Source organism: Photobacterium kagoshimensis, from assembly GCF_050337045.1.
Lineage (GTDB): Bacteria > Pseudomonadota > Gammaproteobacteria > Enterobacterales > Vibrionaceae > Photobacterium > Photobacterium kagoshimensis.
This window is the reverse complement of sequence record NZ_JAKJSO010000019.1, coordinates 87,129-99,627: the sequence shown is the minus strand read 5'-3', so window position 1 is coordinate 99,627 and position 12,499 is coordinate 87,129. Positions and strand designations below refer to the sequence as shown.

General features: G+C 46.9%; 10 protein-coding genes and 1 riboswitch. Of the genes, 4 read left to right on the top strand and 6 right to left on the bottom strand.

Features of this window, described 5'->3' with window-relative positions; all coding sequences use genetic code 11:
• The first annotated feature begins 169 nt into the window (after positions 1-169).
• Entirely contained in the window at positions 170-1,012 is an 843-nt protein-coding gene (gene djlA, locus L4C35_RS17920) for a co-chaperone DjlA (protein ID WP_428464177.1), read from the top strand.
• 74 nt (positions 1,013-1,086) lie between these two features.
• On the opposite strand, the gene rluA is transcribed toward djlA, so the two are convergent.
• Both rluA and rapA read right to left on the bottom strand, forming a co-directional pair.
• Positions 1,087-1,911: a bifunctional tRNA pseudouridine(32) synthase/23S rRNA pseudouridine(746) synthase RluA gene (gene rluA / locus L4C35_RS17915; RefSeq protein ID WP_428464176.1), complete on the bottom strand. Its 825-nt coding sequence runs from the start codon at positions 1,909-1,911 to the stop codon at positions 1,087-1,089.
• Between the two features lie 127 nt (positions 1,912-2,038).
• Entirely contained in the window at positions 2,039-4,957 is a 2,919-nt protein-coding gene (gene rapA, locus L4C35_RS17910; protein ID WP_428464175.1) for an RNA polymerase-associated protein RapA, read from the bottom strand.
• Between the two features lie 363 nt (positions 4,958-5,320).
• Between rapA and L4C35_RS17905 the strand changes: the two genes are divergently transcribed.
• Complete coding sequence (locus L4C35_RS17905) at positions 5,321-6,697, top strand: PhoH family protein (RefSeq protein WP_428464174.1); 1,377 nt, start codon at positions 5,321-5,323, stop codon at positions 6,695-6,697.
• A gap of 89 nt (positions 6,698-6,786) precedes the next feature.
• Here L4C35_RS17905 and thiQ read toward each other — a convergent pair whose 3' ends face one another.
• The 4 genes from thiQ to L4C35_RS17885 all read right to left on the bottom strand — a co-directional run bounded on the left by thiQ (position 6,787) and on the right by L4C35_RS17885 (position 11,162).
• Positions 6,787-7,506 carry a thiamine ABC transporter ATP-binding protein gene (thiQ, locus tag L4C35_RS17900; RefSeq protein ID WP_428464173.1) on the bottom strand — a complete coding sequence of 240 codons (720 nt, stop codon included), beginning with the start codon at positions 7,504-7,506 and terminating at the stop codon, positions 6,787-6,789.
• A 1-nt stretch (position 7,507) separates the two neighbouring features.
• On the bottom strand, positions 7,508-9,133 hold the full coding sequence (gene thiP, locus L4C35_RS17895; RefSeq protein ID WP_428464172.1) for a thiamine/thiamine pyrophosphate ABC transporter permease ThiP: 1,626 nt from the start codon (positions 9,131-9,133) through the stop codon (positions 7,508-7,510).
• Positions 9,109-10,131, bottom strand: a complete 1,023-nt coding sequence (gene thiB, locus L4C35_RS17890; RefSeq protein ID WP_428464171.1) for a thiamine ABC transporter substrate binding subunit — start codon at positions 10,129-10,131, stop codon at positions 9,109-9,111. The genes thiP and thiB overlap by 25 nt, the downstream gene beginning before the upstream one ends.
• A gap of 75 nt (positions 10,132-10,206) precedes the next feature.
• A riboswitch (TPP riboswitch) is annotated at positions 10,207-10,326 on the bottom strand.
• 56 nt (positions 10,327-10,382) lie between these two features.
• Entirely contained in the window at positions 10,383-11,162 is a 780-nt protein-coding gene (locus L4C35_RS17885; RefSeq protein ID WP_428464212.1) for a DUF547 domain-containing protein, read from the bottom strand.
• Between the two features lie 213 nt (positions 11,163-11,375).
• Between L4C35_RS17885 and L4C35_RS17880 the strand changes: the two genes are divergently transcribed.
• Together L4C35_RS17880 and L4C35_RS17875 are read left to right on the top strand one after the other, a co-directional pair.
• Positions 11,376-11,819, top strand: a complete 444-nt coding sequence (locus L4C35_RS17880) for a DUF2798 domain-containing protein (protein ID WP_428464170.1) — start codon at positions 11,376-11,378, stop codon at positions 11,817-11,819.
• A 2-nt stretch (positions 11,820-11,821) separates the two neighbouring features.
• The gene (locus L4C35_RS17875) at positions 11,822-12,445 is read left to right on the top strand and encodes a DUF488 domain-containing protein (RefSeq protein ID WP_428464169.1); all 624 of its coding nucleotides are present in this window, start codon (positions 11,822-11,824) and stop codon (positions 12,443-12,445) included.
• Positions 12,446-12,499 lie beyond the last annotated feature (54 nt).

The window sequence follows — 12,499 nt, the reverse complement described above, 5'->3', positions numbered from 1 at the left end:
TCACATTCCTGTATTGAATTTTTGTTGCGTCGCGAATTGGTGGCGCTTTTTACAAGCATTCCCGATAAATGACAGCTATCATAATGCAAATTCTACTCGACAGCACGTTTTCGACGATGTTGTCGAGCTAAATATATTTTAAATTTAGCAAATTACCAGAGAGTATCGAATGCAGGTGTGGGGCAAAATACTTGGTGCATTTTTTGGTTTCCTTCTTGGTGGCCCTTTTGGTTTGTTCTTAGGCCTATTTTTAGGCCATAAGTTCGATAAAGCACGACGAAATGTTTATGGTGGCGGATTTGGTGGGTTTGGCGGCAGTCAAGCAAGCCAAGCGGAACGTCAGGCCGATTTTTTCCATGCTGGCTTTGCCGTGATGGGGCATGTGGCCAAAGCGAAAGGGCGCGTGACGCAAGAAGAAATCCGTGTCGCCACCGCAATCATGGAGCGTATGGGGTTACAGGGCGAATCTCGCCGTCAGGCGCAAAATGCGTTTCGTGACGGTAAAAATGATGATTTTCCGTTAGAAGAAACCTTGCAGCGTGTACGTCAAAACTGTGCTGGGCGTGCAGATTTACTGCAATTTTTCCTAGAGTTACAAATCCAAGCTGCGTTTGCGGATGGCTCGCTTCACCCTAATGAACGTCAACTATTGCATGTTATCGCTCGCTACCTTGGCTTCTCTGAGCGTCAATTAGAGCAGCGTCTTCATATGCAAGAAGCGGCGTTTCGTTTCCAGCAGGGGGGCTTCCATCAGCAACAGCAAGGTGCCGGGGGCTTTAAAGCACCACCAAGTAAAGATCAGTTGGCGGCAGCTTATGATGTATTAGGGGTGAGCCCAACTGCGTCGGCACAAGAGCTTAAACGTGCTTATCGTAAGCAGATGAATGAACATCACCCTGATAAGCTGGCGGCAAAAGGGTTACCACCAGAGATGATGGAACTGGCGAAGCAAAAAACGCAAGAACTTCAAGCCGCTTATGATCTGATCCGAAAAGAAAAGCACGATAAGTAATATATCGAATGGAATGTAAAACGGGCGCCCTAACATGGGGCGCCCGTTTTTTATGTTCTCAATATTGTTATTGATTAGTTCGATCCTGATTGTTCTCGGGCTAATAATGCACGAGCGACTAATGCTTCGTGAATTTTACGCTTTTCAGCACGTTTAGCACGGCGTGATTGGCGTTCAGGTTCTTCAGGCCGCGGCGTATTGAGTGGCAGCGTTTGTGTTGGCGCATCAGGGTAAAAATCACAAGGTGCAAAAAGGTGGGTCGGCTGATTAGTCGCTGGGTGGTACAGGCATAGCTCTGTTGCATGCAAGTTCAACCGAGGTGACATTGCTTTTGCTTCATCATTGGCATAAAACTCATCACCTATGATTGGGTGACCTAACGCCATCATGTGTAAGCGTAACTGATGAGAGCGGCCAGTGATCGGCAATAGTCGTACTAAGGTCGTATTATCAGGGTTACGCCGCACGACATTGTAATGGGTGAGTGAGGGTTTACCGTCTGTGTGGCAGATTTTTTGACGAGGGCGGTTATGCCAGTCACAAATCAAGGGTAAATCCACCGAACCTTCATCTTGCTCGATATGCCCCCAAACCAGCGCGTAATAAACCTTATGAGTTAAGCGCTCGCGAAATTGTGCGTGTAAGTCGCGTTCTGCCGCCTTGTTCAGCGCCATAATAATTAAGCCTGAGGTGCCCATATCTAAACGGTGCACAATATGTGAATCCGGGTGATCACGGCGTACTCGGCTGTAAATACTGTCGTTGTGCTCTGGCAGTCGTCCTGGGTTCGACAGTAACCCTGCGGGTTTATTTAAGGCAATAAAGTCATCGTCTTGATACAAAATATCAAGCCAAGGGTCGAGAGGGGGATGGTAATCCAGTACTGGTAATGGGTTCATAGCATGCTCGATCTGATTATCCAGATTGGACGTGGTTTAATGTGTTTGTGATAAGGAAAGACCGCATCATGCTAGCACGATACGGTCTTGGCTTATCCGTTCAATGGTTGTGAAACCCAGAGCCGTTTTAGTTATGACTGACTGCGATTAAGCGTAGTGAGTCTAACTGTACCTGCGCCTTACTGATGTATGTAGTCAGGTCTTGGATCTGTGATTCAATTAGCTCTAGCTCATCATCACGAATATTTGGGTTCACTGCTTTCAATGCTTGCAGACGATCAAGCTCGGCACGTAAGGTGCTTTCCATCTCAGCTTGTGCATTTTCACGAATGGTCACCGCTTCTTTGGCGATCACTTGCTCTGCGTGTTCAATCAGTACGTGTACTTCTTTTTGTACCGAGTTTACCAACTTGCTACCAAGGTGGCGATTAACAGGGCTGAGCTGGCGGTTAAAGCCTTCAAATTCCACTTGTGCCGATAGGTTGTTACCTTTGGCATCCAGCAAAATACGAATCGGTGTTTGCGGCAAGAAGCGACCAATCCCCGATTGTTTTGGTGCTTGGGCGTCAACCACGTAGACCAATTCAAGCAGCAGTGTACCCGCTGGCAGCGCCTTGTTCTTCAACAAGGAAACCGCAGTGGTGCCGACCCCTTCAGAGAGCAGTAAATCAATACCGCCTTGGATCATCGGGTGCTCCCAGCTCAGGAAGTGAAGATCTTCTCGCGAAAGTGCGGTATCACGATCAAAAGTGATAGTACAACCGTCATAAGGTAAGCCAGGGTAGCTGGCGACCATCATGTGTTCTGACGGCGAAACGACAATGGCATTTTCGCCTTTGTCATCTTGGTTTAAGCCGATGGTATCAAACAGACCTAGGGCGAAAGTCACCAAGTTGGTATCGCCATCTTTGGCTGAAATACGGTCGACGAGCTCGTTTGCTGCATCACCACCGTTTGAGTGAATTTCCAATAGACGGTCACGGCCTTGCTCTAGTTTCGATTTCAGCTCGTTGTGCATGGTGGCACTTTGCTCAATCAAGGCATCGAGTGCTTCACTGCTATGTTCATTGCTGGTCAGTAAAGCAATCAGGTCACTACGAACGTGATCGTATACCGCACGACCTGTTGGGCAAGTCTCTTCAAAGGCATTAAGGCCTTCGTTAAACCAGCGTGCTAGTAGGGCTTGCGAGGTACCTTCAAGGAAAGGAACATGAATTTCGATATCACGTTTCTGACCAATACGGTCTAAGCGGCCGATGCGTTGCTCAAGCAGATCGGGGTTGTTTGGTAGATCAAACATCACCAACTGATTCGCGAACTGGAAGTTACGCCCTTCAGAGCCGATTTCAGAACACAGCAGCACTTGTGCGCCGTCTTCTTCTTGGGCGAAGTACGCTGCGGCTTTATCGCGCTCGATGATTGACATGCCTTCGTGGAACACGGTAGAGCGAATACCTTCACGCTCGCGCAGTGCCTGTTCTAGTGTTAATGCCGTTTGGGCGCGAGAACAAATCACTAACACTTTTTCATTGCGGTTGGCTTTGAGCGTATCAAGTAACCAGTTTACACGTGGATCGAAGTTCCACCATGTGGCTGATTCCCCTTCAAATTCTTGGAAGATGTCTTCAGGGTAAAGCAGTTTCAGCACTTTTTCTTCATCGCTGACTTTGCCCATCATCATGTTCGCAACACGCATCGCAGTGGTGTACTGGGTTGGCATCGCCAGTGGGTAAAGGTTTAGATGACGGGTTGGAAAGCCTTTAATTGCAGAGCGGGTATTACGGAATAGCACACGCCCTGTACCATGGCGATCCATTAAGTTATCGATCAGCTCATGACGTACGGTTTGGCTTTGCTCATCATCAGCACTGCTTGATTCGATAATGCGTAGCATTGGCTCGATATCTTGCTCGGACAGCAGTTCAGCCAATGTGTTTTTCGCGTCGTTATCAAGCTTCTCACCCGATAATAGGCGTGATACCGCATCGGCAACGGGCGCGTACTGGCGCTCTTCTTCAACAAACGCTTGGTAATCGTAGAAACGATCAGGATCCAGTAGGCGTAAACGGGCGAAGTGACTTTCGTGGCCAAGTTGCTCAGGCGTTGCCGTTAGCAGTAATACCGCTGGTGTTTTTTCAGCAATCGCTTCTACCACTTGGTATTGGCGGCTTGGTTTGTCTTCACTCCACTCAAGGTGGTGGGCTTCATCGACAACTAAAAGATCCCAATCGGCATCCAGCGCTTGTTCAAAACGGCGACGACTCTTACGCAGGAAGTCTAATGAACATAGGACGTATTGCGCGGTATCGAATGGGTTGGCTGAATCGGCATAAGCTTCAACGCAACGTTCTTCATCAAAAATAGAGAAGTGCAGGTTAAAGCGACGCATCATCTCAACTAGCCATTGGTGCTGTAGGGTTTCTGGTACCAAGATCAAAATACGTTCAGCACGGCCTGACAACACTTGCTGGTGGATGATCATGCCAGCTTCAATGGTTTTACCTAAACCTACTTCATCGGCCAGCAATACACGCGGTGCATAACGGCGCCCGACTTCATGGGCGATGAACAGCTGATGAGGAATTAAACCGGCGCGCATGCCACATAATCCACGCAGTGGGCTCTTATGTTGTTCGTATTGGTTTTTTAGCGCACGGTAGCGCAGTGCAAAGCGATCCATACGATCGATTTGACCTGCAAAGAGTTTGTCTTGTGGCTTGTTGAAGCGGATTTGGTGATTAAGGAAAATCTCACGTAACTTAACGTCTTCTTCACCCGTATCGGTGCGTGTACCCACGTAAGTGAATACACCACCGTCTTCATCGACGCGTTCAACGTTTAAAGACCAACCTTCATGGCTTTCAACCACATCGCCCACGTTGAACATCACGCGGGTTACAGGGGCTTCGTTTCGGGAATACAGGCGGCTCTCTTCACTCGCGGAGAACATTAGGCTGACAGTACGTGCATCACAGGCGACAACGGTACCTAATCCTAAATCACTTTCAGTATCACTGATCCAACGTTGACCCAAAGCAAATGGCATAGTGGCTAAAACCTTCTAAATTCTTTGAAAATTGAAAATGCGTTATCTGGTATTCGCGCTTTGGCGAAGCATGAAACACGCAAGGTGTCATATGTCGCTCAAAAATACGTAGCTATAAGTGTAAGCCAGAATTCGTACCAGAAAAAAGGGGAGTCATGTTACTGCATGATGTGAAAGAGGTCACGGTGAAAGTGTTCTGAATGCGACAAAGTAGTTTTGTCACATTTATTTAAAAATATCCGGTCTTTAATAGAGTCACAGGAGCGATAGTTTTGTGAAAAAGCAACAAATGCCAATAACTGTCATACGCTTAAAGAGTGGTGGTAGATGTAATACTGCCTGAATGTTACCAAGGAGGTGCCTATGGGCGATTCAGATCGGAAAGTCTTTGTTCTCGATACTAATATCTTGCTACACGAGCCTCTCGCGATTTATTCCTTCCAAGAACATGATGTCGTCATACCGATGACCGTCCTCGAAGAACTTGATCGCATCAAGGATAGCAAGCGTGATGTTGCTCGCGATGCCCGAGTCGCGATTCGAGCGTTAGAAGATATTTTCCACGATGCGACTCCCGAGCAGATCTCGGCGGGGATCCCTTTCTCAAAACAAACCGCACACAATGGCACTATTGCTATCTTTGCGGATTACGAGATCACTGAAACTGTGCATGCATTTACTGATAAAGCGGGTGACAACCGTATATTGAATGCTGTACTCCACTTACAGCAGCACTATGCGCCACGTGATGTAGTCTTGATCACCAAAGACATCAATATGCGTTTACGCGCTAAAGGTGCGGGGGTGTATTTCGTTGATGATTATCGTTCAGATCAGTTGATCGATGATGTTAGCTTACTCACCAAAGGTTTTATTGAGTACCCTGGTCGCTTCTGGGATCAAGTGGGAGAGTGCCAATCAGAAAGTCGAGGCCGTGCCACCTTACATACACTGCCTATTGCTTTGTTTGATAAGCCGTTCGTTAATCAATATCTGATCGATGAAGAGCACGAGTTTGCTGCGCGTATCAAGCAAATTGATGGTGAAAGTGTGGTATTGAAAGACATAGGCCATGATCGATTAATGCATCGTCAGGCATGGGGCATTCACCCTAAAAATGTCTACCAAGGAATGGCGCTTGATGCCATGCTCGATCCTGATATCGACTTAGTGATTTTAACGGGGCCTGCGGGCTGTGGTAAAACCATTTTGGCAATGGCATCAGCATTAGAGCAAGTCATTGAGAAGGGCATGTACGATAAAATTATTGTCACGCGTAATACGCCAGAAATTGCCGAGTCGATTGGTTTCTTACCCGGTACGGAAGAAGAGAAAATGATGCCATGGTTGGCGGCGGTGACCGATACCATGGAAGCGCTTCACAAAAATGATGTATGTACGGATGGCTCGATGAAGTACATCTTCGATAAAGCCAATATTCAATTCAAATCGATAAACTTCATGCGCGGTCGTTCCATCCAAAATGCGTTTGTATTGCTGGATGAGTGCCAAAACTTAACCGCATCGCAAATCAAAACCATCATCACCCGCTGTGGTGAAGGCACTAAGCTAGTCTGTTCGGGTAACCTTGCGCAGATTGATTCTAATTACCTATCGCCTGTAACGTCAGGGCTTACTTATATCGTTGAGCGCTTTAAAAACTTCGAAGGAAGCGCCAATATTTATCTTAATGGCGTTGTACGTAGCCGTTTGGCTGAATTTGCTGAAGAAAATCTCTAATTTTATCCTAAATTAAAAGTCTGAATATCAAAAAGGGAGAACACCATTTGGGTTCTCCCTTTCTCTTTTTTCTACTACATTGTTTACCTTTAATGGCCAAGGTAGTGCTTGAGCGCTGCATTCTGTGGTTGTGTCAGCATCGGCTGCGTGTCACCAAATACTGTGATGCTGCCGTTAGTGATAAACGCGCACTTATTGGCAATCTTGAGGGCGTCGTCAGGGCTATGGGTAACCATGAGAACCGTGATCTTATGCTCGCGGGCGAGACTTCTTACTAGCTCTAACATTTCTTTGCGCAGGGCGGGATCCAGAGCCGAAAAGGGTTCATCAAGTAGCAACAAGGGGCGATGGCGCACTAAACAACGCGCGAGCGCCACGCGTTGTTTTTGGCCGCCAGAGAGTTGCTCGGGGAGGCGATCTAAGTATTGCTGAATGCCAACTCGCGCTGCTGCAACCACGATAGCTTCTTTATCAGCTTGGCTCAGTTTTAACCCTGGGTGCATTCCCAGCCCAATATTTTCAGACACGGTGAGATGCGGAAATAAATTATGCTCTTGAAACAGCATCGACAAAGGTCGCTCTGCGGGGGCTTGTTGATCAATAACCTGATTGGCGATGGTGAGCTGGCCGCTATTCGGCTTAAGAAAGCCTGCAATCAATGCCAGTAAGGTACTTTTCCCTGCGCCACTTGGGCCAATTAACGCCACAATATCACCTTGCTGCGCCTCGAGTGAAAAGGACAAATGCATGGCTTGTCCATGAGCAGCATGGGGCTGGTAGCTATGGGTAAGCTGATCTAACTTCAACATATCATTTCTTCCTAAGCAGCGCAGTTTCAACCAGGGTAAATAAGCCTAGGCTGAGTAGGAGCAACAAGAGTGCGGCGACGGCGGCAGCATCCATTTGATAGCTACCTAATAATTCAAATAAATACAGCGGTAAGGTTTTAAAGTCTTGGCTGCCAAATAAGGCAATCGCACTTAAATCGCCCAGCGATAAGACAAAGCCGATAGCGAAGGCTTGCGAGAGCGGCTTGCGTAATGCTCGCCATTCCAATAATCGTAGCCGAGACAAGCCTGTCATCCCCAAACTGGCGCAAAGTGGGTTAAATTGTTGGGCAATATGGAGCATGGGCTGACTGAGTGTTTTGATCACATAAGGCAGTGCCATTAGCGCATTGACGGTGACTACCACCCAGAAGGCCATCGCAAAGGCATCGGTATATTGGCGCAGTAACAAAAATAGCCCAGTACTGAGCACTAACCCTGGGGTGACCAGAATGATGGCGCCGATTAATTCAATGCCATCGGCGGCCCACTTTTTGCGTTGTAATCGCCATTGACGGCTGGTCAGTAAAATAGCAATACCGCTGACAACGGCTATCACACAAGACATGGCTGCGATCTGTAATGAATGGCTGATAGCTTGCCAGAGCTTGGCTGAGCTTAATTGAGCAATCAGCTGTTGATTAAGCCCTGCGGTGATCACAGACAAGAGCGGAGGCGCAACCAGTAAGATCACACCGCTAATCCATAAACCGTCCCAGAGTTTACTCTGCCATGTATCTTGGTAGTGATGAGGGGCTTGATTGACCGTGCCGCTCAGCGTAGCTAACGGTTTAGCAAAACGTTGTGAAACTAACACTAACGAGCTGCACAGTAGCATTTGCCACAATGCCAGCAAAGCACCTGCGGCCAGATCAAAGTCGTAACGCAGGGCTTGGTAAATCGCCAGTTCAATGGTAGTGGCTTTAGGCCCGCCACCCAGTGACATGATCACCGCGAAACTGGTGAAACACAGCATAAAGATCAAGCCGATCACGTGCGGTAGTTGTTGTTGCAACCGAGGCCAAGCGACTAAACGAAATTTGTCCCACCCGGTCATTCCTAAATGTGCAGCAAGCTGATGCTGCTCGTGAGGGATCCCTTCTAAACTTTGCAGTAATAAACGTACCGCGAGGGGCAGATTTAAAAAAATATGGGCCAGTAAGATCCCGCTTAAACCATAAATATTGAGCTGGATATCCACACCAATAACGGCAAGCCATTGATTGATTAGGCCGCTTTTACCGTATATTGACAGTAAGCCAAACACGGCAACCAAAACGGGCAGTACCAGTGTCATGGCAAAGATCCGCAACAACAAGGCGCGTCCAATAAATTGACGGCGAGAAAGTGCATAGGCGACGGGGATCGCAGGCACCACACTCAATAGGGTTGAGAGGAATGCTTGGTAGAAACTAAACCCAGTAACATGGCGTAAATAGGGGTCGTGCCATAGTGTTAATGGGGATAGTTCATCGGCGTGTCCAAACAAGGCGCTAATGGCAAATACCATTAGCGCGGTGATGCACCCAGCAGCCATGATGCCGGGTAATAACGAGGTAAAGCGAGTGTTCAAACGAAATGCCTTTATTGCGTGAGGGCGTGTTGCCATTCGCGAATCCAGCTGCGGCGCTGCTTGGCAACATCTGTTGCATCAAATTCCAGTGCTTTGGCTGGGACGGTCAGCTGGTTAAAACCGTCAGGCAGTTGTTGATTTGTTACTGGGTACATCCAGTTACCTGTGGCCATATTGGATTGGAAGCCATCACTAACAATGAAGTCCATAAATTGATCGGCTAACTTAGGGTGTGGGCTATTTTTAAGTTTGGCGGCCACTTCCACTTGCATGTAATGCCCTTCGCTGAAATCAGCTGCGATATATTGGTTCTTTTGTTCTGCGATGATGTGGTAAGCCGGAGAAGTGGTGTATGACAACACCATATCTGCTTCCCCTTTGAGGAACATGCTATAGGCTTCGGACCAACCTTTGGTGACGGTGACTGTTTTCTTGGCCAGTTGCTGCCAGGCATTGGCTGCTTGATCGCCATAAACCGATTTCATCCACAGCATCAAGCCTTGGCCTGGGGTTGAAGTACGAGGATCTTGGTAAAGGATCGACAGATCATCACGCTCGACTAATTCTTTTAAGCTCTTTGGTGGGGTCTTTAGCTTGGTGCTGTCGTAAACAAAGGCAAAGTAACCATAATCGTAAGGCACAAAGGTGGTGTCATTCCAGCCATTTGGTAGCGTAACTTTGCTGGTATCGACCTTATGTTGCGCGAGCAGGCCGGTTTTTTTAGCTTCTTCGATAAGGTTGTTATCAAGCCCTAATAAGATATCTGCTTTGCTGTTGTTACCTTCCAAGCGCACGCGGTTAAGAATAGACACGCCATCATCGAGTGCCACTAAGTTTAAGTTACAATCGCATTCTGCTTCGAATGCAGTTTTAATGGCTGGGCCAGGGCCCCAATCTGAGGCAAATGAGCTATAGGTGTAAACCGTTAGTGTTGCTTTTGGGTCTTGTTCGGCGGCAAATACACTGCTGCTCGCGAGTGTTAAGGTAAGTAAAGGTAGTAGTTTTTTCACAAAGCGCTCCTGATGCCGTTGCATCCTGCTGGCAATAAATCAAATGAGCGAGGGTTGAGAAAAGGGCGGCTGAAGGGCATACCTAGCGATATAGGCGATGCTTAGCGACTTCTCAATTCCTACGCCAGTATTAGCTGGTTCAGGTTCTGTGGGTTCTGCGTGTGCAATCTCAGCCGAAAGAAAGTGTCAACCTTCTATTTAGCTCCCCAATGAGAACGTCGTCATTGTAATAGTGCAAGCGTGGTGTTGCTAGGGCATGAAGACAATGATTGGCATTATTTTGCCTCGTTCAATGCCCAGTCGTAATCATAATCAATTGTTTTGAGTACCACAGGTGTGGTGCGGTACTGATTTAAGTGTTGCTGGAGCTGCGTTGTGTTGCCGAAGTCTGCTTGATACCAATCGTAGATGGACGACAGCTGGGTCTTGTTATTCGTGCTAAGAACGCCTTTTTTACTGTTGATGAATTGTTTGGCGGCTAGATCGAGTAAGTGGTTACTATTGCTGGCCGTGAAGGCATGGGGTTGTAGGTTAGGGCAACCTAGACTCGCACAGTTCACTGCATAGTGAATACGTTTGTCTTGCCAAATCGGACGCAAGATACGGTGCTCGATATCATTGAGGGTGAGCTTTTTGCCGTTGATGGTGACCACTTCATCATCCCAGGGGCCAAAACTAAACAAGCCGCCGAGTTTTGTGATCGATTTGACGGGGTAATTATCAACAATGAGTTTGACGGTCAGTGCGTTATACAGATTGATCCAGTAGGCAAATTGTTCCGCTTTGCGGTATGCCAACGGGTTGAGTTTACTCATTTCTCGAATGTAGCGATCAAGCTGCCATTTTCCCTCTTGATCGACTTGGTGATAGCTAAATAGCGTTTGCTCCCCTTGCTGCACTATGTAGTGATTAAGCGTCTGTTGCCACAACTGGTGGTTGATTGGCATGGAGTTAGTTTCATCACTGCTTTGCCAGTATGGCCATAAATCCGCTTTTGGGGCTGCGAACACAGTGCTACTGACGAGCAAGATGAATGCTACCAAAACAAGGTGCAAGGGAAGTAAAAGACGAGACGGCATAATCAACCTTTTTAATCAGTAATAACCTAATAACTTTAGACCGAGGTGAAAGGCTTTTTATTACAGGTTTTACAGTTGTTAGATGGTTGTTTAACTTGCCTTATAGGAATTTTTAACAAAATTACTAGACTGATATTTTCAAAAATGTTTATATATTATCGCCTCTCAATCCAAATGAGAGGCTTTTTTATGTCTGTAAACAACCGCAATCGTCGCAAGTTTGGCTTGCTTGTATCTGTTACTTTTTCCCTTGCAATGAATCTGATCTTTTTAACCTCTTATAACCAACCTTTTGATCTGCTAAATTGGCTTATGCAACTTCCTTTGACTATTCCTGCGGGTGCCTTCGTTGGCATTGGGGTTGGCTTTTTTATCAGCAAATATGCGCCAGATCTTTCTAAGCATAAAAAAGGGGCGGTATTTAGCTTCTTAATGTCTGTGGTCATGAGTTTGATTATGGTGCCTTTTGCTTTGATCCCGAGAATGGGTTTCGACATGGTTATTTTGTTAAAAGCCGTTGCGGTAGGTATCCCTGTTGGTATGGTTGCTGCGTATCTTGTGGTCCCGTTTTGTCATTGGCTTGTGTTCCGTAAGTTCGACATGCCAGATTTTTCAGCTCCTCAGAGAAGTTAATTATGTGGTACACGATTGGGCATTCCAATTATTCAATAGAAGACTTTCTTTATCGGCTTGAGCAATGTGGTGAAGCTAAGGTTCTGGTGGATATTCGCAGTTTCCCAGGTAGCCGAATGTTTCCACAATATCAGCAACTCAGATTAAAAAGCGTCCTAGAAAAGCATGGATGGCAATATATGTACCTTGGGCAATTACTTGGCCCAAGAAACCATGATGAGAAAGCGCCGTTGAATCGCGGTAATGTGCAATATCAAGAGGTACTGGCAAGAGAACGCTATCAAGAAGGGGTAAAAGCATTGAAAGCCATCGGAACGGGAGGCGTTTTGATGGCAGCCAAAGCCGATCCTATTGAATGCCATCGGTTTATTGTGTTAAGTCGTGTAATGATAGCTCATGGGATGCACGTCCAGCATTTTGACGGTTCGGTCGTATGTACTCACAATGAACTGCAAGATAAGATGATTCAAAAATGTTTAAACAGAGTCAAACGTCGAACTTTGCAGCCATACCCGCCGATGTCGACTCACGACGAAGTCGTTGAGTGGGCTTATCATGCTGTTGCTGAAAAAGCCGCGAAGGCTGGATTAAAAAAATACGCCGAAATTCGCAAGCGTACTCGTTAAGTTGGTTATTCGTCATTTTGCGTTGGCGAGTGAGTTAGAATCATAGGAGTGCAT

Coding starts and splice junctions, on each gene's coding strand:
- djlA (WP_428464177.1), top strand. CDS start 170: ATGCAGGTGTGGGGCAAAATACTTGGTGCATTTTTTGGTTTCCTTCTT.
- rluA (WP_428464176.1), bottom strand. CDS start 1,911: ATGAACCCATTACCAGTACTGGATTACCATCCCCCTCTCGACCCTTGG.
- rapA (WP_428464175.1), bottom strand. CDS start 4,957: ATGCCATTTGCTTTGGGTCAACGTTGGATCAGTGATACTGAAAGTGAT.
- L4C35_RS17905 (WP_428464174.1), top strand. CDS start 5,321: ATGGGCGATTCAGATCGGAAAGTCTTTGTTCTCGATACTAATATCTTG.
- thiQ (WP_428464173.1), bottom strand. CDS start 7,506: ATGTTGAAGTTAGATCAGCTTACCCATAGCTACCAGCCCCATGCTGCT.
- thiP (WP_428464172.1), bottom strand. CDS start 9,133: ATGGCAACACGCCCTCACGCAATAAAGGCATTTCGTTTGAACACTCGC.
- thiB (WP_428464171.1), bottom strand. CDS start 10,131: ATGCAACGGCATCAGGAGCGCTTTGTGAAAAAACTACTACCTTTACTT.
- L4C35_RS17880 (WP_428464170.1), top strand. CDS start 11,376: ATGTCTGTAAACAACCGCAATCGTCGCAAGTTTGGCTTGCTTGTATCT.
- L4C35_RS17875 (WP_428464169.1), top strand. CDS start 11,822: ATGTGGTACACGATTGGGCATTCCAATTATTCAATAGAAGACTTTCTT.